Annotated in this window: 18 protein-coding genes; 9 read left to right on the top strand and 9 right to left on the bottom strand. The window is 62.9% G+C overall.

Annotation, left to right across the window (positions count from 1 at the left end):
- Positions 1-11 precede the first annotated feature (11 nt).
- From ASILVAE211_RS07820 to cydD, 4 genes are read right to left on the bottom strand one after another with little or no spacing between them, the layout of a single operon-like run.
- Complete coding sequence (locus tag ASILVAE211_RS07820) at positions 12-335, bottom strand: chaperone modulator CbpM (protein WP_227320720.1); 324 nt, start codon at positions 333-335, stop codon at positions 12-14.
- A complete protein-coding gene (locus ASILVAE211_RS07825) occupies positions 332-1267 on the bottom strand; it encodes a DnaJ C-terminal domain-containing protein (RefSeq protein ID WP_227320721.1) in 936 nt (311 codons plus the stop codon). The genes ASILVAE211_RS07820 and ASILVAE211_RS07825 overlap by 4 nt, the downstream gene beginning before the upstream one ends.
- 30 nt (positions 1268-1297) lie before the next feature.
- Positions 1298-2971, bottom strand: coding sequence for an amino acid ABC transporter ATP-binding/permease protein (locus ASILVAE211_RS07830; RefSeq protein WP_227320722.1), 1674 nt, complete (start codon positions 2969-2971; stop codon positions 1298-1300).
- Positions 2971-4662: a thiol reductant ABC exporter subunit CydD gene (gene cydD / locus ASILVAE211_RS07835; RefSeq protein WP_227320723.1), complete on the bottom strand. Its 1692-nt coding sequence runs from the start codon at positions 4660-4662 to the stop codon at positions 2971-2973. The genes ASILVAE211_RS07830 and cydD overlap by 1 nt, the downstream gene beginning before the upstream one ends.
- 115 nt (positions 4663-4777) lie before the next feature.
- Between cydD and ASILVAE211_RS07840 the strand changes: the two genes are divergently transcribed.
- From ASILVAE211_RS07840 to ASILVAE211_RS07850, 3 genes are read left to right on the top strand one after another with little or no spacing between them, the layout of a single operon-like run.
- Positions 4778-6412, top strand: a complete 1635-nt coding sequence (locus ASILVAE211_RS07840; protein WP_227320724.1) for a cytochrome ubiquinol oxidase subunit I — start codon at positions 4778-4780, stop codon at positions 6410-6412.
- A gap of 28 nt (positions 6413-6440) precedes the next feature.
- Positions 6441-7580 (top strand): cytochrome d ubiquinol oxidase subunit II, encoded by a 1140-nt coding sequence (gene cydB, locus ASILVAE211_RS07845; RefSeq protein ID WP_227320725.1) that lies wholly within the window; start codon positions 6441-6443, stop codon positions 7578-7580.
- Positions 7581-7612: 32 nt separating this feature from the next.
- A complete protein-coding gene (locus ASILVAE211_RS07850) occupies positions 7613-7816 on the top strand; it encodes a hypothetical protein (RefSeq protein ID WP_227320726.1) in 204 nt (67 codons plus the stop codon).
- Positions 7817-8038: 222 nt separating this feature from the next.
- Here ASILVAE211_RS07850 and ASILVAE211_RS07855 read toward each other — a convergent pair whose 3' ends face one another.
- The gene (locus tag ASILVAE211_RS07855) at positions 8039-8488 is read right to left on the bottom strand and encodes a hypothetical protein (RefSeq protein ID WP_227320727.1); all 450 of its coding nucleotides are present in this window, start codon (positions 8486-8488) and stop codon (positions 8039-8041) included.
- A gap of 293 nt (positions 8489-8781) precedes the next feature.
- On the opposite strand from ASILVAE211_RS07855, the gene ASILVAE211_RS07860 reads away from it, so the two are divergent.
- On the top strand, positions 8782-9396 hold the full coding sequence (locus ASILVAE211_RS07860; protein ID WP_227320728.1) for a Crp/Fnr family transcriptional regulator: 615 nt from the start codon (positions 8782-8784) through the stop codon (positions 9394-9396).
- Positions 9397-9412: 16 nt separating this feature from the next.
- On the opposite strand, the gene ASILVAE211_RS07865 is transcribed toward ASILVAE211_RS07860, so the two are convergent.
- A complete protein-coding gene (locus ASILVAE211_RS07865) occupies positions 9413-10561 on the bottom strand; it encodes a TDT family transporter (RefSeq protein ID WP_227320729.1) in 1149 nt (382 codons plus the stop codon).
- 283 nt (positions 10562-10844) lie between these two features.
- On the opposite strand from ASILVAE211_RS07865, the gene ASILVAE211_RS07870 reads away from it, so the two are divergent.
- Genes ASILVAE211_RS07870 through ASILVAE211_RS07890 form a run of 5 tightly spaced genes read left to right on the top strand, consistent with a single transcriptional unit; the run spans position 10845 to position 16011 of the window.
- The gene (locus ASILVAE211_RS07870; RefSeq protein ID WP_227320730.1) at positions 10845-11990 is read left to right on the top strand and encodes a branched-chain amino acid ABC transporter substrate-binding protein; all 1146 of its coding nucleotides are present in this window, start codon (positions 10845-10847) and stop codon (positions 11988-11990) included.
- A gap of 36 nt (positions 11991-12026) precedes the next feature.
- Complete coding sequence (locus ASILVAE211_RS07875; protein WP_227320731.1) at positions 12027-12926, top strand: branched-chain amino acid ABC transporter permease; 900 nt, start codon at positions 12027-12029, stop codon at positions 12924-12926.
- 2 nt (positions 12927-12928) lie between these two features.
- The gene (locus ASILVAE211_RS07880) at positions 12929-14749 is read left to right on the top strand and encodes a branched-chain amino acid ABC transporter ATP-binding protein/permease (RefSeq protein ID WP_227320777.1); all 1821 of its coding nucleotides are present in this window, start codon (positions 12929-12931) and stop codon (positions 14747-14749) included.
- The gene (locus ASILVAE211_RS07885; RefSeq protein ID WP_264478729.1) at positions 14746-15471 is read left to right on the top strand and encodes an ABC transporter ATP-binding protein; all 726 of its coding nucleotides are present in this window, start codon (positions 14746-14748) and stop codon (positions 15469-15471) included. Before ASILVAE211_RS07880 ends, ASILVAE211_RS07885 begins: the two co-directional genes overlap by 4 nt.
- A gap of 57 nt (positions 15472-15528) precedes the next feature.
- Positions 15529-16011 carry a CinA family protein gene (locus tag ASILVAE211_RS07890; RefSeq protein WP_227320779.1) on the top strand — a complete coding sequence of 161 codons (483 nt, stop codon included), beginning with the start codon at positions 15529-15531 and terminating at the stop codon, positions 16009-16011.
- On the opposite strand, the gene ASILVAE211_RS07895 is transcribed toward ASILVAE211_RS07890, so the two are convergent.
- The 3 genes from ASILVAE211_RS07895 to ASILVAE211_RS07905 form a co-directional block, all read right to left on the bottom strand.
- Entirely contained in the window at positions 16008-17120 is a 1113-nt protein-coding gene (locus tag ASILVAE211_RS07895) for a GGDEF domain-containing protein (RefSeq protein ID WP_227320732.1), read from the bottom strand. The two genes, ASILVAE211_RS07890 and ASILVAE211_RS07895, sit on opposite strands and share 4 nt — an antisense overlap.
- Before the next feature lie 384 nt (positions 17121-17504).
- Entirely contained in the window at positions 17505-18647 is a 1143-nt protein-coding gene (locus ASILVAE211_RS07900; protein WP_227320733.1) for an acyltransferase family protein, read from the bottom strand.
- A 180-nt stretch (positions 18648-18827) separates the two neighbouring features.
- A complete protein-coding gene (locus ASILVAE211_RS07905; RefSeq protein ID WP_227320734.1) occupies positions 18828-19838 on the bottom strand; it encodes a 4-hydroxyproline epimerase in 1011 nt (336 codons plus the stop codon).
- Between the last annotated feature and the right edge of the window lie 2 nt (positions 19839-19840).

Here is a 19840-nt window from a genome sequence, read left to right on the forward strand (position 1 = left end):
GTCGATACAGCCTAACGTTGCGACAGGCGATCCAATAGCGCCGATCGCAGGTCGTCCGGTACCGATGTTTCGATGACAGTGCAGAGCCGGCGCATCTGCCGACGCGTCTCGTAAAGCTGATCCATCAGCGACAGAACAACCGGAAGCGCATTGTCGTCGACGCCCAAGTCGTCGCGCAGTTGCACGATCAGGCGCACGCGGGCGACGTCGATATCATGAAACTGGTAGCGGCCCGGCTCGCCATCGGGGCGGATCCAGGCATTGTCGATCCAGCGCTGCACCTGGCTGGTGTCCGCGCCGGCCACCATGCGGGACAATATTTCGATCGTAATCATGATGCCTCCGTCATGCTGCGGCGCGGATCGAAACCCTGGTCGCCGGGCTTTTCACGCAGAAACGCCTCCAGACCTTCATCCGGCTTGCCCAGAACCAGCTTGAGCGTCACCAACTCATCACCCGCTGGCTGGCTGCCCTGGGCCGCAATGCCGCGCCCGCGCAAACGCAGAACAGTGCCGCTATCGGCCTGTTTCGGGATCGTCATGGCGACCGAGCCGGTCGGCGTCGGCACCACGATCTTCCCACCCAGCACAGCCTCAGACAGCGTGATCGGCAGTTCGACATGGATGTCCCGCCCCTCGCGGCGGAAGAAGCGATGCGGCGCGACACTGATCTCGATCAGCGCGTCGCCGGCCGGGCCGCCGTTGCGACCGGGGCCGCCCTGGCCTTTCAGGCGCATGGTCTGCCCGTCCTCGATTCCCGGCGGAATGCGGACATCGAGCCCACGACCGTCCGGCAGGGACAGCCGCTTGGTGGCGCCCGTCACCGCGTCCAGAAAATCGACCGTCAGCGTATATTGCTGGTCGCGGCCACGACGCGGCCCGGTGCCGCCGCCGGGATTGCCGCCGCCATTGCGGAACAAATTCTCGAAAATATCGCCGAAATCATCTTCCGAAACCGTGTCACCGCCGGACTGGCGATAGCGCTGACCCTGCGCGCCATCGGCATAGCGGCGATAGGCCGGATGTTCGGGCGGGGCTTCCGCACCCGTTTCATCGATCTCGCCCCGATCGTAGCGGGCGCGCTTGTCGGCATCGCCCAGAATGTCATTGGCGGCAGCGACCGCCTTGAATCGCTCCTCAGCCTCGGCATTGCCGGGGTTGAGGTCAGGATGATGCTTCTTCGCCAAGGCGCGATAGGCCTTACGAATAGCATCGGGCGTCGCGTCGCGCGCGACGCCAAGGGTCGCATAGAGATCGGTTTTTGGCATTCAGGGTACCGGACAGCGGAAAGGGGAGCTTCAAACGGCTGGACTGATATGTAGGGAGTGGCCGCCCAGGCGTGAAGGCCCCTCGGCCGATTGCCCCAACACTTCAGCCCCGCTCTCATGCAAGGTGATAAGCGCGGTGCAAAGCGCGAGCGGCGCCGGCCGGTGGGAGACGATGATCGCACCCTGCCCGCTCGCGGCCAGCCGCGCGCGCAGCCGCTCCACCACGCGCTGTTCCGTGGCCTGATCCAGGCCGGCTGTCGGTTCGTCCAGCAGCAGCCAGGGCGCGGCGCGCAGATAGGCGCGGGCCAGGCTCAGGCGCCGCCGCTCGCCACCCGACAGCACAGCCCCATTCTCGCCGATCCAGGTGTCGAGCCCCTGAGGCAGCGCGCGGATCGTATCGGCCAAGGCCGCATCCTCCAGCGCCTGCCACAGCAGGTCGTCGGTCGCTTCACCGGCCGCCAGCCGCAGATTGTCGCGCACGGAGCCCGCCAGCATCGCGGCATCCTGCGGCGCATAGGCAAAGGCTCGGCGCAGATCGGCCGGGTCGATCACCGGCAGGGACCAGCGATCCAGCAGAATTGTCACATCATCGTCATGGCGCAGCCCGACCAGCTTTTCGAGAATGGTCGTCTTGCCGATGCCCGAACGCCCGGTCAGCCCGGTGACGCTGCCCGGCACCAGCACGGCGCCGAAGCGCAGGAAGCGAATCTCCGGCCGCTCAGCCGGCCGCACCGCTATTCCGGTGGAGACCGTTGGCGCCTCAAGCAGACGTTCCAGCCGATGCGCGGCCTCCGCCCAGCCGCCCTGCGCTTCCAGGCCGCGCAGAAAAGGCCCGGCGCAATCGACCGTCATCGCCGCGCCCAGCGCCGCCATGGCGGCCAGCGGCAGGAATTGATGGGCGCTCAGCGCCATCGCCAGCATCGCGGCAAGCCCGGCAGCCGTCGCTTGCAGCAGCGCGAACCAGCCGCCCCAGGCGGTCAGCTGCTTCTGAGCCTTCAGCAGCGCTTCGCTTTCGCGGGCGATCTCCTGCGCCGCCCAATTCTCCAGCCCATAGGCGCGGAGTTCGGACGCGGAGGAGACCAGCGTCGCGTAGCGATCCTTCAGGCGTGCCGTCACCCGCTGCACATTCCGCCCGGCTTCCGCCGACAGGCATGCCAAAAGCCAGCCGCAGCCAATGGTGATGCCGAGGATGGCCAGCGTCGCCAAGGCAGGCGCAATCCCGGCCGGCACCAGTATGACCATGCCCGTCAGCACGCCAACGGCCAGTCCCCATGGCACGGGAATGCGAACGAAGCGCGCTTCCAGCAGATCGACGTCCTGCACCATGCGGCTGGACGCATCGCCCACCGAGAGGCCCAGGGCAAACTTGACCGGCGCGGCCATGATGCCCGCGAAAATCTTCGGCCGCAGCCGCGCCAGCGCGCCGAGCGCCGCATCATGGCCGATGACACGCTCGGCATAGCGCCCGCCCGTGCGCAGAATGGCGCAAAGCCGGATGATCGCCGCCGGCAGCAGATAGTTGAAGGCACCGGCGGCCAGCGGCCCGGCTAGACCGGCCAGCGCGCTGGCGGTGATGAACCAGCCCGAGACGCCGAGCAGCGCCACCGACCCGGCGGCGACGGCCATGGACGCCAGGCAGGCAATCGCCAGCCATCCGCGCTGGGCCTTCTTCTCGGCCGCGATGAGTTGAGAGAGCACGGTCATCACTCTGCCTCCAGCCGCACGATCCGGTCCGCGATCGCGGCCAGGCGCGGTGAATGGGTTGCGATCAGCGTGGTGCGGCCCTGTGCCGCCTTCGCGATGGACGCCACCAAGGCTTCCTCCGCTGCCGCATCGACATGCGCCGTCGGCTCATCCAGCAGCAGCAGGGGCGCGGGATTGAGAAAGAACCGTGCCAGCGCCACACGCTGACGCTCCCCGCCCGAAAGCCCGCTGCCGCGCTCGTCGATATCGGTCTGCAACCCCTGGGCGCGGGTTGCCAGCATGGCGCTGAGCCCGGCCTCGCGCGCCGCCAGCAGAATTTCCGTCCCCGTCGCATCCGGCCGGGCCAAAGCAATATTCTCGGCCAGCGTGCCGGCGGTGATGAGTGGGGATTGCCCGACCCAGCCGACAGACCCGGCGACGGTCGCCAATGGCCCCAGCGCATGGTCGTCAATGAAAACGCGCCCCTGCGTCGGCTCCACCAGTCCCAGAAGGAGGTTGAGAATGGAGGTCTTGCCGGCACCGCTGGGTCCGAGCAGCGCCACGGTCTGGCCCGGCGCGATATCGAGCGTGAAGGCATCCAGCACGGCATGGTCATGACCGGGATAGCGCAGCATGACATGATCGAAGCGGATGCGTGGCGCGGCCTGAAGGGCCAGCGGCGCGGCCGCCGCCGGAGGCGCCTGCGCCGCAATCGCCATCAGCCCGTCCGCCGCCGTCTCAGCCGATTGCCGGTCGTGATAGGTCGCGGCCAGCCGGCGCATCGGCAGATAGAATTCCGGCGCCAGCGCCAGGATGAAGAAGGCGCGCGCCAGATCGAGATGCCCGAAATGGAAAGGCTGGACGAATTCAGGCGCGAGGCCGAGCAGGTTGAAACCGCAATAGACCGCGACCAGCGCCACCGCGAGAGCCGCGAAAAACTCCAGCCCGGCGGAGCTGATGAAGGCGATGCGCAGCACCGCCATCGTCCGGCGTTTCAGATCCCCGGCCGCCTGGGCCAGGCGGGAGGTTTCGGCGGCCTCGGCCTGGAAGGCCAGGATCAGCGGCAAGGCGCGGATGCGGTCAGCGAAGACGGCGCCCAGGCGCATCATGGCCTGGAACTGAGCGGCGGCCTGATCGGCGGCGGCCGTGCCGGCCAGGATCATGAGGAAGATAAAGGGCAGTAAAGTCGCTGCCAGGATCGCAGCGCCGACCGGGCTGGCGACGGCCGTCGCGACCAGAACCAGGAATAGGCCGGAGACCGCTGCCTTGGCCGGCAGAAACCGGGCGATATAACCGTCCAGCGTCTCCACCCGATCGATCGCCGCGGTCATCAGCGCCCCGGTTTCCGGCCGTTGGCTGAGCGGCAGTGCCAGACTGTGGCGGGTCATGCGGTCGCGCAGAATGGATTTGGCGCGGCGCGCCGCTTCGGCCCCTGTGCGGGCGGACAGAAAGCCACAGCCGCCCCGAACGGTGGCGCTCACCACACCCAAGACCAGCCAGGGAGCTGCGGCCGGCAAACCACGCGGCAAGGCGGTCAGCCCATAGGCGAGGGCGGCGGCGAAACCGATGGCCGCCACGCTTTCAAGCGTCAGCACCGTGCCGGCGATGCGGGTCATGCCGCCGCCGGATTTGCCGAGTTCGGCGAGCCAGGCGGCCCGCCGCGCCTTCTGGCGCGTCTTGAGGAGCCGGAAATCGGGGGCTGATCGGTCCATGACGTCACACTGTCACATCCCCATCCAGGCGCATTGACTCAGATCAAGGCGCCTTCAGCCCCTGTCGGCTAGGATTTCGTTACGCTCGGCCACTAAAATGATAGACGCCGCAGCAATGCGTATTGTGTTGGAGCATGACATGGACCACGGCGTCGTAGACCTATCGCGATTACAATTCGCGCTGACCGCCCTTTACCACTTTCAGTTCGTGCCGCTGACCCTCGGCATGACCTTCCTGCTCGCCGCGATGGAGACCGTCTACGTCATCACCGGCAAGCAGATTTACAAAGACATGACCCAGTTCTGGGGCAAGCTGTTCGGCATCAACTTCGCCATCGGCGTCGCCACCGGCCTGACCATGGAATTCGAATTCGGCACCAATTGGTCGATGTATTCGCATTTCATGGGCGACGTCTTCGGTGCGCCGCTGGCCATTGAAGGCATGATGGCCTTCTTTCTGGAATCAACCTTCGTCGGCCTGATGTTCTTCGGCTGGAACCGCCTGAGCCGAGGCGGCCATCTGGCCGTGACCTATCTGGTGGCGCTCGGCTCCAACCTCTCGGCCCTGTGGATTCTGGTCGCCAACGGCTTCATGCAGGACCCGGTCGGCGCCACCTTCAACCCCGACACGATGCGCATGGAATTCACCAATTTCGCCGCACTCGTCTTCAGCGAGGATGCGCAGGCAAAGTTCGTGCACACCTCCATCGCCGGCTTCGTGACGGGCGCGATGTTCGTCATGGGCATCAGCGCCTATTACATGCTGCGCAAGCAGCACCGTGAATTCGCGGCGCGCTCCTTCCGCATGGCGGCGCTGTTCGGCGTCATCTCCTCCCTCGCCGTGGTGACCCTGGGCGATGCGCTCGGCCGTCTCGACTATCTGGTGCAGCCGACGAAGCTGGCCGCCATGGAAGGCATCTGGCACACGACGACCCCGCCATCCGCGCCCTGGACCGCCTTCGCCATCCCGGATGACGTGGCGCAGAAGAACTATGCCGAAATCAACATCCCCTATGTGCTGGGGCCGCTGGTGGCACATTCCTTCACGACCGCCGTGCCGGGCATCATCGATCTCGAACAGAAGGCCAAGGTCGATACCGTCAACGGCATCAAGGCCGTGATGGCGCTGCATCAGTATTCCGAGGACAAAGACCCGGCGGCGCTTGCCACCTTCCGCCAGTATGAGCAGACCATGGGCTACGGCTTCCTGGCGCAGCGCTATGCGCCAGACCAGGACCTGTCGAAGCTGACGGCCGACAATCTGCCGGCGGTGCTGGACCGCACGGCACGCGAAACGATCCCCAATGTCTTCGTCGAATTCTGGGGCTTCCGCCTGATGGTGGCTTGCGGCTTCGCCTTCGTCGTGGTCTTCGCGCTCGGCGCCTATTACAGTCTGCGCAACAAGCTCGAGACGCAGCGCTGGCTGCTGCGGGCCTCGATGTGGGCCATCCCGCTGCCGATCATCGCTTGCGAATACGGCTGGATCGTCGCCGAAAACGGCCGCCAGCCCTGGACGGTCTATGGCTGGCTGCCGACCTATATGTCGGCCTCCTCGCATACCGTCGGCTATATGATCTTCTCGCTGATCGGCTTCGTGCTGCTCTACAGCGCCTTCATCGCCGCTGAACTTTACCTGATGTTCAAGTTCGCGCGTCTGGGTCCGACCGAACACGCGGCGCCCAAGCCCGTGGAAGGTGCTGGTCCCGCGACTTTCAGCCGGCCCGGCTACGCCGAAAAGTCCTGGCAGTAAGCGGAACAGCAGGGGTTAGGAAAAAATCATGGAACTCTATGCAATTCTGAAACTGATATGGGCAGGCCTGCTCGGAATCCTGCTCATCGGTCTTGGCGTCATGATGGGCATGGATATGGGCGTCGGCACGCTGCTGCGCTTCGTCGGCCGTAATGATGGCGAGCGCCGCACCGCGCTCAACATCATCGGGCCGCATTGGGAAGGCAATCAGGTGTGGTTCATCCTGGGCGGTGGCGCGATTTTCGCCGCCTTCCCGACGCTGTATGCCACCTCCTTCTCCACCTTCTACGTCGTCATGATCCTGCTGCTCTTCAGCATGATCATGCGCCCCGTCGCCTTCGAATACCGCTCCAAGGTGCCGGGCAATACCTGGCGCGAGACCTGGGACTGGGCCTTTTTGGTCTCGGGCGCGCTGCCGATGATCATCTACGGCGCCGCTTTCGGTAACGTTCTGCAAGGCGTCGGCTTCCATTTCGACTGGACGGCCCAGTATCACCAGGACGAAAGCTTCATCTGGTATCTGCTCAATCCCTTCGCGATCCTCTGCGGCCTGCTGTCTCTGGCTCTGTCGATCCAGCAGGGCGGGGCCATGCTGATGCTGCGTGGCGTCAAGCCGATCTATAGCCGCGCCCGCACCTATGCCTCGGCAGCCGGTCTCATCGCCGCGGTGCTCTTCGTCCTCGGCGGGGTATGGATCCAGTTCATCCGCGGCTTCGTCTTCACCGGCACGGTCAACCCGGCCATGGAATCGACGCCGCTGGGCGGCCCGGCGGTCGCCATGCAGACCGGCGCCTGGATGCACAACTTCCACGCCATGCCCATCCTGTGGGTGCTCCCCATTCTGGGTGTCGCCAGCATGGTGCTGACCTCGGTGGCACTCCGCGCCAATAAGCCGGGGCTGGGCTGGTGGCTGGGCGCGCTGTCCTGGGTCGGCACGATCGGCACGGCGGGTGTTGCCATGTTCCCCTTCCTGATGCCGTCCACCACCAATCCGGCGCAGAGCCTGACGGTGTGGAACGCCACCAGCAGCAACTACACGCTGATCTGCATGCTCATCGTGGCTGGCATCTTCGTCCCTCTGATCATCTGCTACACGGCCTGGTGCTTCAGCGTCATGCGCGGCAAGGTCCGGGTCGAGGACGTTGTCCATGACGAACATTCCTATTGATGCGCTCGCACAACCAGTAAGGGACGCATGATATGACACGTCTTCTGCAATTGATCGGCCTAGCCGCTGTCCTGGCCTTGTCGCTGCTCTTCGCGGTTGTCGCCGGCGACTACGCGCCCTGGTATTTCGCCTGGATCGTCGGCACGGTGATGATTGTGCTGATCGCCACCTGCGGCGCGGTTCTGTTCGAAACTCAGGAAACCAGTCGCGCCGACGGGCGCGACGCAGGTTTCTGAAAAACGGAGATCAGCCATGATGGCCGATACGCTCGAGGGATTCATCCTCGTCATTCCCGGAATCTACCTGTGCCTTTACCTCATCGCCTGGCGCATCGTGCGCCGGAAATATCCCTGAGGTCTTCTGCCTGCGGCCCGTCACCGGGCCGCTTTCTGTCCCAAAGCAAAACACCCGCGCTATCACGGCGCGGGTGTTTTGCTTTCAGAAGGGCAGATATCGGATCAGAGGCGATGCTTGGTCAGCGTCAACCCGTCGCGACTATGGCCGACGATGCTCAAGTTTTCGGCGACCGTCACATCACGGTCATGCAGGACGGAGCGAATGGCGGCGCAGCCGAAACGATCGGCAATGTCATCCAAGGCCGCTGCCAAAGCAGCCAGAACCGCTTGCGGATACAGCAGGTCGACGGCGACGAAATGTTCGGCCGTCAGCATCAGGCCGTGGCGCAGATCGCGATCCAGCCGGTAGCAGACAGCCCCGCAAGGCATGAGATGACCGCGACGGCGCGCGACCACGATCCCTTCCTTGGCGCGCGGACCACCACGCACCAAACGTTTTGCGTAACGATCCCACTGCGACCATAGCAATCCGGGTTCCGTGGCCATGACAAGCGGGTATAGCGGCCGGATATCCCCAGCCGTGATCGCTTCCACCACCACGTCATTTCGCATACGTGAATTCATCGGAACAGGTTAGCGGTTGCCCGCGCAAAGCATTTGACCTGGATCAAGGAGCCATGACATTTTTGGATGCTGGCCAGACTGGCGCAGGCGCGCGGCATATTTGCTTCTGCACCGTTCCTAAGCGTAGGTTCACGGCTAGGTCATATATGTTTAAGGTGGACAATATGCATCGTCCCCGATCGATTCTTCTTTTGCCTCAGCATGAGCATGATCCCTGCTCGTCCTGTGCCGCGCGCGGCTATAGCGTTTGCAGCGCCATCGATGACAAGGATCTTGGCAGATTGGCAGCCACCGCGATCGTGCGCGACATTGCCAAGGGCGAAACCTTCATCGAGGAAGGCGATTCCGCGAGTGATTTCTTCAATGTCACGCGCGGAACCGTGAAGCTTTATAAACTTCTGCCCGATGGACGCCAGCAGGTCACGGGCTTCGCCGGTGCCGGGCATTTTCTGGGCCTCGCCGTTTCCAATACTTACGCTTTCAGCGCGGAAGCGATCGAACCGACGCGCGTCTGCCGTTTCTCGCGCCCCAAGCTGCGTGAACTGTTGCACGATTTTCCGGCATTGGAAGAGCGGCTTCTGCAAACCGCCTGCAATGAGCTCGTTGCCGCTCAGGAACAGATGCTTCTTCTTGGCCGCAAGACGGCGCGGGAGCGCGTCGCAAGCTTTCTGGTCAATCGACTGGAAACCGCCATGCCCTGTGCGGGACCGACGGACAGCGTCGCCCTGCCGATGACGCGCAGCGAAATCGCGGACTATCTCGGCCTCACCATCGAAACCGTCAGCCGTACCTTCAGCCGCTTCAAGGCCGAGAAGCGGATCACAACCCCCTCCAATGCCGAGGTCGTCATCCTGGACCGCCCCTGGCTGAGCGGCGTCGCGGCCGGCCTTCAGTAAATAGGGCCGGCGCGGTTCAGACCTCGTCGGCCATGAAGTCCGACGGGATCGCCCCGCGCACCCGGCAGGGCGAAACGAACAGCTTGCGCTGCACGGCGCCCATTGCCGTTCGGGCGGCGATCAGCGCCCAAAGCGCGACCAGCATCAGAACCAATCCACAGCCGATGACGGAGAAAAAGACCAGTCCCGTCTGATGCGCGAGCGCCAGGGTGGCGAGGCTATAGACGCCAAGGGGAAAGGTGAAACCCCACCAGCCCAGGTTAAAGGGCATGCCGTCCTGCCGCAGGTAGCGTGCGGTCGTCAGCACCGCGAGCAGGAACCACCAGACCCCATAACCCCAAAATGCCAGGCCGCCGACGATGCCGATGCCCTTGGCGACATGCCCGATATCGGCCAGGCCGATGGTCGCGAAAGCATGGGGGGCCGCCGCGCCCAACAGAAGCAGAGACAGCGCGCCGGTGCCGATCGGTCCCAAGGCCAGACAGCCCGAAGCCGCCATGTCGCGATGCGGCAGCTTATGCAGCACCAGGCGCAGGAACAGGATCACCAGCAGGCTGAGCGCCAGGGGCACCGAAAAAGCCCAAAGCGCGTAGCCGAGGGCGAGGATCGTCAGTTCCATCTGCCCGCCCGCCAGATGCGGCAGCAATTGCCCGGCGCTGGCGGCGGCCACCTCCGCCGCGACGATCGGCAGCAGCCAGACCGCCGTCATCTTGTCCAGGCTGTGCTCATGACGCGTGATCATGAGGAACGGGATGGCGATGCCGCAGACAACGGCCATCGCGGCATCGATCCACCACAGGCCGGTCGCGATCCCGACCGCCGCCGACCCGAACCAGGGAAGGCCGAAAGCCAGAAACCCGTTGATGATGGTCGCCAGCCCCATCGGAATGGCACCGAAAAACATCGACATGACGGAATGGCTGAAAATCCGTCGCGCCTCATGGAAGAACATCGTCCAGCGGGCCGCGTACAGCAGGCTGAAACTCACGAAGAGCAGGATGTTGAAAAGCCAGAGGCAGATTGCCAGCGGATGCAGCAGGTTCTGCGCGAAGGGCAACTGGTTCAGGGCGAGCGCGGTAATGCCGGTGCCCATGGTCACGGTGAACCAATTGGGCGTGAAATCGCGGATGATGCCGGTCAAACCCGACGGCGTCTGATGCGGCATATTGGCCTCCTGACCCGAGAGCAGCCGGCAAGACATAGGCCTGTCGTTACTCATTCGTCCAAGAGATAAAAAATATCTTTTTCATAAAAATTATAGATTGATTGCCTATACAGGGGGGCGCCAGGTGGCTGCGGCCGATAAGACGCACTGCGCGGTTCTCATATCAGCCCCGACAATTTGGCCTGGGATTTGCATCAGCCAAATCAACTGCGCGAGACAATCGCGCCGTTTGAACGTGCTGTCTGCTCATTCCCTATCACCAGCCAAGCTGTCGGAGAATTGCATGATCAAGCCGATCCTCTACGCCGGATTGCCCCTTCTGATGACACTCGGGGGCGCGGCCGCTTTTGCCGACACAATCAAGATCGGTGTGCCGGTTCCCTTGTCCGGCCCCTATGCCAGCGCCGGCGTCGATGTCCTCAACGCCGCGAAGCTTGCAGCCGCCGATATCAATGCTTCGGGCGGCGTGCTCGGCAAGCAGATCGAAATTCTCGGCGAGGATGATGCCTGTGACGCGCAGCAGGGCGTGCAGGCGGCCCAGAAACTGGTCGATGCCGGTGTGGCCGCTGTCGCGGGCGGCTATTGCTCCGGCGCCGCCCTGCCCGAACTCACCGCGCTGCACCGCGCCGGCATCCCCTATATCCTGGATGCCTCAACCAATCCGAAACTGACCCAGCTTGGCTTCAACAACGTCTTCCGCACCATCGGCCGCGATGACCAGCAGGGCCCCTTCGCCGCCGCCTTCATGGCCAACTACCTGAAAGCGAAGAAAGTTGCCGTCATCGACGACAACACCGTCTATTCCAAGGGCCTGGCAGACAATACCGTCGCCGGCCTGAAGAAACTCGGCATCGATGTCGTCTATTACGATGCCGTCACCCCGGGTCAGATGGACTATTCGGCGGTGCTGAGCCATGTCGCCTCGCTTGGCCCGGATGTGATCGACTATACCGGCTATTTCGCCGAAGCCGGCCTGATGGCCAAGGAAGCGGCGGCGCTGCACCTCGCGCCCAAGCTGATGGGCGGCGATGCGACAGACGACCCGACGCTGATCAAGACCGCCGGCATGGCCGCCAACGGCTGGATGGCCACCTGCGCCCCGCTGCCGCAATTCCTGACCGGCGCCAAGGATTTCGTGACGAATTTCACGAAGGCCTACAATACCGCGCCCGGCCCTTATTCCGTCTATGAATATGACGCGGTGGAAATTGCCGCCAAGACGATCAAGAGCGCCGGCTCCACCGATCCGGCGACCCTCATCGCGGCTCTGCACAAAGTGACGGACTATCCGGGCCTGACCGGCAATATCACCTTCAACAGCGTCGGTGACCGTGCGGTCGCGTCTTACATCACCGTTATCGTCAAGGACGAGGCCTGGGCGCCTTACGTGAAACAGACCCCGGCCGGTCAGTGGGTTCCGGTGCAGTAAGACACAGATGATGCAGCCGGTCGGGACTAGACGCTCATGAGCGAATTCATCCAACTCGTGGTCGCCGGATTAACGACCGGCTCTTTCTACGCCCTCGTGGCGCTTGGCTATACGATGGTCTACGGCATCGTCCGGCTGATCAATTTCGCCCATGGCGATATCTTCATGGTCGGCGCCTTCATCGGCTGGACCGTGCTGACGGCGGTCGCCGCCAGCCACATGCCCTGGGGCATCGGCCTTTTGCTGGCCTTGATCCTGGCCATGCTTCTGACCGGCGGCATCGGCGTCGTGATCGAGCGTTTCGCGTACCAGCCACTGCTGTCGGCACCGCCGTTGTCGATCCTGATCACCGCGCTCGGCGTCTCAATCGCCCTCGAAAACGGCGTGCTGCTCATCTTCGGTGCAGGCTTCAACACCTATCCGCATCTGATCGGATCGGAAGGGTTCATGCTCGGTGGTGCCCATATCACCAATATCCAGGTCGGCATCATCGTCCTGAGCTTCCTGCTCATGGGCGGCCTTTATCTGTTCGTGCATCACACCTTCATCGGCACCGCCATGCGGGCGCTCGCCGTCGACCGCGACGCCGCGCGGCTGATGGGCATCAATGTCGAGCGCGTCATTCAGATCACCTTCTTCCTCGGCTCGTCACTCGCTGCCGTCGCCGGGGTGATGGAGGGGCTGTATTATACGGAAATCAACTTCTTCATGGGCTTCGTCGTCGGCCTGCGCGCCTTCACGGCCGCCGTCCTCGGCGGCATCGGCAATATCCCCGGCGCCATGGCCGGCGGCCTGCTCATCGGCCTGCTGGAAGCCTTCAGCGCCGGCTATATCTCTTCCCGCTGGACCGACGTCATCGTCTTCCTCGTGCTGATCGGCACGCTCGTCATCAAACCCACCGGCCTCTTCGGTGAGCGTGTCGTGGAGCGCATGTGACGATGCAGGGACTTCTCAACCGCCCCATCTCCGCCGCCGGAATCGTCGCCCTTGCGGTCGCCGCGATTCTTCCCTTCTTCTGTCACAACTATATCGTCGATGTGGCGCTCACCATCGTCACCTACGGCATCCTCGCCCTGGGGCTGAACATCGTCGTGGGCTATGCCGGCCTGCTCGACCTCGGCTACGCCGCTTTTTTTGCCATCGGCGCCTATACGACGGCGCTGCTGGAAACGCTGCTCAACTTCAACTTCTGGGAGACGATCCCCTTCTCCCTGCTGTTCGCCGGCATTTCGGGCATCATCATCGGCTACCCGACGCTCCGGCTGCGCAGCGATTATCTGGCCATCGTTACGCTCGGCTTCGGCGAAATCGTGCGCATCATCGCGACCAATCTCGATATCACCGGCGGCCCCAACGGCATCTACGGCATCAACCCCGCCAATCTGCTGGGGCATGACCTGACATCGCCGAAATCGGTCTATGCGCTCGGGCTCGTCTTTCTGGTTTGCGTGCTCATTTTGGTGATCCGCCTCGGCCGGTCGCGCCTTGGCCGCGCCTGGACCAGCCTGCGCGAGGACGAGAATGCGGCGGAGGCCGTCGGCGTGCCGACGCTGCGCGTCAAGATGCTGGCCTATGTCATCGGCGCGCTCATCGGCGGCCTTGGCGGCAGCCTGTTCGCGGCACGTTTCGGCACGATCGATCCCAGTTCCTTCACCTATGCCCAATCCGTCAGCATTCTGATCATTGTGGTGCTGGGCGGACGCGGCAGCATTCCCGGCGTTCTGCTCGGCGCCATCATCATCGCCGGCCTGCCGGAGGCGCTGCGCTTCCTCAATCTGTGGCGGGAATTCGTCTTCGCGATCGCCCTTATCCTGCTCATGCTGGTACGGCCGCAGGGTCTTTGGCCGGCGCGGCTGCGCCATATCGCGCCGCCCTCGGCGGAGGACGCCCATGCCACGCCCCATGCCGAGGTTGCCGAGCAGATTGCCGAAACAACGGCAGGCGAGCCCGATGTGCTGCTGGAAGCGCGCGACGTCAGCCGCGTCTTCGGTGGGCTGAAAGCCGTTTCCAACGTCAACTTCACCGTCCATCGCGGCGAAATCCTCAGCATCATCGGGCCGAACGGCGCCGGCAAAACCACGGTCTTCAACTGCCTGACCGGTGTTATTCCCCCCAGCGCCGGCGCCATCATCTGGAACGGCAAACCGCTCGCCAAGCTCGCCCCGCATAAGGTCGTGGCGCGCGGCCTCGCCCGCACCTTCCAGGGCATCCGGCTTTTCGACAATCTGACGGTCTTCGAGAATGTGCTGGTCGGCATGGATCACCGCTTCCATGTCTCCCTCGCGTCCGAAATGCTGGCTTTGTCCTATGCGCGGCGGGAGACGCATCTGCATCATGCCGCCGGGCGCAACTGGCTGGAATTCGTGGGCCTGACGGCACAGGCAGGTCTGCGCGCCGGGGATCTGCCCTATGGCGATCAGCGCCGGCTGGAAATCGCGCGCGCACTCGCCGGCCAGCCGCAACTGCTGCTGCTGGACGAGCCGGCCGCCGGCATGAATCCGACCGAAAAACAGTCCCTGATGGGCCTCATCCGCCGCATTCGCGACCTCGGCACCACCGTGCTGCTGATCGAGCATGACATGCTGCTGGTGATGGGCGTGTCGGACCGCGTCATCGTCATGGATCGTGGACAGGTCATCGCCTCCGGCTCGCCGTCCGAGGTGCAGTCCAATCCCCGCGTCATCGAAGCCTATCTCGGCGCGGGCGAGGATGAAGACGAGGACAGCCTCGCCGCCGTCAGCGAAGGAGCCGTGGCATGACGCTGCTGAATGTCGAAGGCCTGCAAGTGGGTTACGGCAAGGTCGAAGTGCTGCACGGCATTGGCCTGACCGTGGGCACAGGGGAAATCGTGGCCCTGCTGGGCAGCAATGGCGCCGGCAAAACCACCACCCTGCGCACCCTTTCTGGTCTGGAACCCGCGCGCGGCGGCAAGGTGATGCTGGACGGGCAGGCCATCACCAACCTGCCTGCCCACAAGATCGCCGCCCTTGGCCTCGCTCATGTGCCGGAGCGTCGGCGGCTGTTTGCCCCGCTGACGGTCGAGGAAAATCTCAAGCTCGGCGGCTATCTCATCCGCAACCAGCAGGCCGAGCTGAAGCGCCGCATCGACGCCATGTATGTTCTGTTTCCGCGCCTGCTGGAGCGGCGGCTGCAACTGGCCGGCACGCTCTCGGGCGGGGAGCAGCAGATGGTGGCCATCGCCCGCGCGCTGATCCTGCAACCCAAACTTCTGGTGCTGGATGAGCCGTCCATGGGTCTGGCGCCGCTGGTGGTGCGGTCCATCTTCGCCATCATCAAGCGCCTGCGGGATCAGGGCATGGGCATTCTGCTGGTGGAGCAGAACGCGCGGCAGACGCTGAAAATCGCCGACCGCGCCTATGTTTTGGAGAATGGCGGCATCATGCTGGAAGGCGATGCCGCCACGCTGGCGCAGGACCGGCGGGTGCAGGCGGCCTATCTGGGCGGTGCGGCGGCGGCTTGACCTCTGCTCCGCCCCGGTTTCGACTGGGGCGGAGACGGAGATAAGCCCTTGCAGACAATGATCCCCCTCGCCGAACGTGCCGGCGCGCTGTTGAAAGCCCGTGGCGAGACCATCGGCGTGGCCGAATCCTCCTCGGGCGGGCTGATCTCGGCCGCTCTGCTCTCCATCGGCGGCGCCAGCGCCTATTTTCGCGGCGGCAGCGTCATCTATACGGCGCAGGCGCGGCAGGGATTGCTGGACTTGCCACAGCCTCTCCCCGCACCGATCGAGCGGGCGTCCACCGAACCCTACGCGATCCTGCTGGCCGATACCGTGCGTGGGCGGCTGGATGCGGTCTGGGGTATCGGCGAGACGGGCGCCACCGGACCCAGCGGCAATCGCTATGGCGACGCCGCCGGCCATTGCTGCATTGCCGTCACCGGTCCGGTGTCGAAGGTCATCACCATCGAAACGGGGTCGGGCGACCGCGTTGCCAATATGCGCGCCTTCGGCGAAGCGGCTTTGGCGCTGCTCATCGAAGCTTTGACGGAAGCGGCCTAGCCCGCCGCCGCGCCGGCACGGCGCTCCAGCGTCGGCCGCCTGGCTTTGGCGTCATAAAGCTGGGCATCTGCCTGGGCGGTCAGGTCCGCGAGCGTCGTCCGCGTATCGGCGCTGCGCGCCAGACCGATGCTGATGCCGGTGGGCCAGCCCATAGCCTCGCTTTTCTGCGCAAAAGCGGCGCTGATGCGCTCGGCGATGGCCTGCGCACGATCCGCTGTCCCGGTCAGCAGAATGGCGAATTCATCGCCCCCCAGGCGGCCGACCAGATCGGCCTGCGGCACTTCCTGCCGGCAGACCTCGCCCACGGCCTGCAAGACGGCATCCCCTGCCGCATGGCCGAACCGGTCATTGACCTGTTTGAAATAATCGAGGTCGAGCATGAGCAGCGTGCAGGGTCCGCGCCTGAGGGTCTCCTCCGCGCAATGGGTGAAGCGCCGGCGGTTGAGGACGCCTGTCAGGAAATCGGTATAGGCTTCCTGGGCCAGCGCGCCTTCCTGCACAGACCGCACCAGATTGATGATCAGGAAAGCGTCGGAGAACAGATAGAAGATCGCCTCCACCGGGGTCGCGAACAGCCAGGCCCGGTGTGCGGCGGGCGTGGCATCCACCATCAGCGCCACCGACCGCACGACGGAGAAGACAACATGCATGCCGGCCAGCGCGGCCAGCGGCAGGCGCGCCGCGAAGCGGCCGGGCAGCCGATAGGCATCCCAGGCCAAGGCCAGCAGCACGCCCGCGACCAGCGGCCCGAAGGTGATCATCCGCAGCGTTTCGCTGCCCGCAAGCGGCGGGATTTGCGCAAGCACCGCCCAGACCAGGCCAAGCGGAATGACCCAATAGCGGGCCGGCCGCAGCTTCGACAGCGCGCCGGTGCCGATCCAAAGCAGGCTATAGGCCGACAGCACCAGGCCCGACCCCACGGCGGCGAAGGCAAGTTTATGGTAGATATAGGCGGCGGCGACCGCGCCCATGCCGAAGCCGCCGATTCCATAGCCGACGCCCCACCAGAGCAGGGTCGCCGAGCGCCGGGCGGCGCCCGCGCTGGCCAGAAGCAGGCAGCCGAGGAAGCAGATGCCGCTCGCGATCAGAAACAGGTCGGAGAGGCTCATCGGCTGAAAACGAGTCCTTGGTCGCCATGCGGCGGGGTTTCGCGCCCTGTCGGTATAGAGGCGGCGGCAAGGGTTTCGTCAACCGAAGGTTGGACGTGCCGCGAAGTGTGACGCGGGAGGTTAAGGCACTGGCTTTGACCGAACCGCCCAATTTAGAATTTGTCAGGCTTCGTTAGCATTACCGTCAGCCGTCATGCCCGCGCAGGCGGGCATCTTCTCCTCGTGACGGCGCCTTAGTCAAAAGCTTCCCGCTTGCGCGGGAATAACGATGGTTCAATCAAAACCTGACAGACTTCAGGCCAACGCCACCAATACGGTGAGGTGCTTTGGCGACGCAAGGCAAAGCAGAACGCGGCGCAAAGCAGCACCCGATATTCACCTCTGTCAGACTTTTCCTACCGAACTTCGTGACGTCACGACTGTCGGCACTTCCACCGTCATGGTGGCTATAAAGGACAAGATTTTTTTACTCGCTTGCTGAATGGGGCGATCTAGTAGCCGCTCCGCCACCATAGCCGTCACTAGCGATCCAAAGCATATCAAAAGCAACCGCAACGCCATCTCCAAATACGATAAATTGCGGAGCGGCCAAAGTTCATTGATCAAAAGCATAATTGAAACATGCAAAATATACAGGGGATAAGAGAGCTGACCAACATAGCGGCTCCATCCAGGCATCGGGAGTCCCCCTGATCGCTCTAGTCCGGCCAACCCCATTATCATTGCGGCCAACGCGATGCCAAATGTCAGGCCTTGCCCTGCCGCACCAGATTGTAGGTTCCAGCGCATCCCAGAAAACTGCGCACCCACGGATAAGATTCCGACCAGAAGAAAGCCTGCACTCACAATATTGTTGAATATGAACCTTCTGAACATCCAAGCCGCGACACATCCCGACATAAAATACAGATCAAGTGGCGCAAAGAAATGAACATACGCTCCATTCTCCCTCGAAACGACGAAGTGTGGCTGCGCCATGGCAATTAGGCCGGGAAAAAGATGCCACATAACAGCACCAACCCATATGGCAACGAAGGGACGCCCAATGTAGGGAATAAAGGATAAGCTTAGGATGATGTAAAACGCGACTTCGTATCGCAAAGTCCATGCTTGAACAACATATTCAAAGGGTGGACTAAAAGGAAGAAGACTAAATTCAAGCTTAGTATATTGCCAAATGACTGGCCAGCTCTGCCCTCGAAACAAGTATATGCAGGGAACTGCCAATGCCAGCAGATACAAAGGATAGATGCGAACAAGTCGCTTCCACACGAATTGAACAAAATTAAAAAAGTTAGCTTGCTCGCTGCCATGAGCAAGGACCAAGACAAATCCGCTCAGCACAAAAAACCATACGACCGCAGCGGCTCCGGCAATGTCACAGCATGACTTTGTTGCTCCGCCATGCTGCCCTATCAGATAAACAATAAGATTACACTGATGCGATAGAACGACGACTGCAGCAGCTGCAAATCTCGATAATTCAAGCGATCCGATTATGGGCGAAGGAAAATACGATTTAGACACAAATGCGCTCTAGCTATGATGAGCGCTTTCTTTCTTATACAATGAAAATACGAAATATTTATTTTTGCATGAACAGCATTCCAACAAATCATCCCGATTTGAAATGATGCAAATTGTCTATTGTAAAATTTTACTATTTAAAAAAATTCGCTCAAAAAAACCTTTCTTCAGCGCCCCCCCTTAAGCCACCGTAAACCCATGCATGAACGGATCACGCGGATCGACGAAGATCGTGTTGATCCCGTGCATCCTCGCCCAGCCGGAAATGCTCGGGCGGATGGCAGCAAAATTGCCGACCGTCGCGGCACTTTCTACCCGCCCGTCGAACAGGCTACCGATGATGCTTTCATGCACGAAATCATCGCCCACGCGCAGCTTGCCCTTGCCCGCAAGCTGCGCCATACGCGCCGAGGTGCCGGTGCCGCAGGGTGACCGGTCAATCGCCTTCTCTCCGTAAAAAACGGCATTGCGGCCATGGGCGCGCGGGTCACGCGGCGCGCCCGTCCATTGCACATGGCGGATGCCGCGAATGGTCGCATCCTCGGGATGCACGACGTCGATCGCCTGATTGATCAATTCGCGCACGATAGGGCTGAAGCGCAAAACGTCACCGGCCGAGATCGATTCGAGCCCGGAAAAATTCTTTTGCGGGTCGATGATGGCGTAGAAATTGCCGCCATAGGCGATATCCACTGCAAGCTCGCCCATGCCCGGCAGGTTGATGACAACGCCTTCGGCCGCGAGATAGGACGGAATATTATGGATGCGCACGCTGTCCACGAAACGGCCATTGCGCTTGTATTCAGCCACCACCCGGCCGGCCGGCGCATCCAGCGCCAGCGTGCCTTCCTTGCGCGGCATCGCCAGCCCGTTTTCAATCGCCATCGTCACCGTGCCGATGGTGCCATGACCGCACATCGGCAGACAGCCCGATGTCTCAATGAACAGAATGCCGATGTCGCAATCCGCCCGCGTCGGCGGATAAAGGATGGAGCCGCTCATCATGTCATGGCCGCGCGGCTCGAACATCAGGGCGCGGCGCACCCAGTCATGCCGCGCAATGAAATCCTGCCGCCGCTCGCTCATGGTCGCACCCTGCAACAGCGGCCCACCGCCGGAGACAAGGCGGACGGGATTGCCGCAGGTATGGCCGTCGATGCAGCTAAAGGTATAGACCTGATCAGCGCTCATGC

This window comes from Acidisoma silvae (genome assembly GCF_020618775.1).
In the GTDB taxonomy this organism is placed as follows: Bacteria; Pseudomonadota; Alphaproteobacteria; order Acetobacterales; family Acetobacteraceae; genus Acidisoma; species Acidisoma silvae.

What these genes read in the sequence shown, in the direction of transcription:
- ASILVAE211_RS07820 (WP_227320720.1), bottom strand. Translation starts at nt 335, where the DNA reads ATGATTACGATCGAAATATTGTCCCGCATGGTGGCCGGCGCGGACACC.
- ASILVAE211_RS07825 (WP_227320721.1), bottom strand. Translation starts at nt 1,267, where the DNA reads ATGCCAAAAACCGATCTCTATGCGACCCTTGGCGTCGCGCGCGACGCG.
- ASILVAE211_RS07830 (WP_227320722.1), bottom strand. Translation starts at nt 2,971, where the DNA reads ATGACCGTGCTCTCTCAACTCATCGCGGCCGAGAAGAAGGCCCAGCGC.
- cydD (WP_227320723.1), bottom strand. Translation starts at nt 4,662, where the DNA reads ATGGACCGATCAGCCCCCGATTTCCGGCTCCTCAAGACGCGCCAGAAG.
- ASILVAE211_RS07840 (WP_227320724.1), top strand. Translation starts at nt 4,778, where the DNA reads ATGCGTATTGTGTTGGAGCATGACATGGACCACGGCGTCGTAGACCTA.
- cydB (WP_227320725.1), top strand. Translation starts at nt 6,441, where the DNA reads ATGGAACTCTATGCAATTCTGAAACTGATATGGGCAGGCCTGCTCGGA.
- ASILVAE211_RS07850 (WP_227320726.1), top strand. Translation starts at nt 7,613, where the DNA reads ATGACACGTCTTCTGCAATTGATCGGCCTAGCCGCTGTCCTGGCCTTG.
- ASILVAE211_RS07855 (WP_227320727.1), bottom strand. Translation starts at nt 8,488, where the DNA reads ATGCGAAATGACGTGGTGGTGGAAGCGATCACGGCTGGGGATATCCGG.
- ASILVAE211_RS07865 (WP_227320729.1), bottom strand. Translation starts at nt 10,561, where the DNA reads ATGCCGCATCAGACGCCGTCGGGTTTGACCGGCATCATCCGCGATTTC.
- ASILVAE211_RS07870 (WP_227320730.1), top strand. Translation starts at nt 10,845, where the DNA reads ATGATCAAGCCGATCCTCTACGCCGGATTGCCCCTTCTGATGACACTC.
- ASILVAE211_RS07875 (WP_227320731.1), top strand. Translation starts at nt 12,027, where the DNA reads ATGAGCGAATTCATCCAACTCGTGGTCGCCGGATTAACGACCGGCTCT.
- ASILVAE211_RS07880 (WP_227320777.1), top strand. Translation starts at nt 12,929, where the DNA reads ATGCAGGGACTTCTCAACCGCCCCATCTCCGCCGCCGGAATCGTCGCC.
- ASILVAE211_RS07885 (WP_264478729.1), top strand. Translation starts at nt 14,746, where the DNA reads ATGACGCTGCTGAATGTCGAAGGCCTGCAAGTGGGTTACGGCAAGGTC.
- ASILVAE211_RS07890 (WP_227320779.1), top strand. Translation starts at nt 15,529, where the DNA reads ATGATCCCCCTCGCCGAACGTGCCGGCGCGCTGTTGAAAGCCCGTGGC.
- ASILVAE211_RS07895 (WP_227320732.1), bottom strand. Translation starts at nt 17,120, where the DNA reads ATGAGCCTCTCCGACCTGTTTCTGATCGCGAGCGGCATCTGCTTCCTC.
- ASILVAE211_RS07905 (WP_227320734.1), bottom strand. Translation starts at nt 19,838, where the DNA reads ATGAGCGCTGATCAGGTCTATACCTTTAGCTGCATCGACGGCCATACC.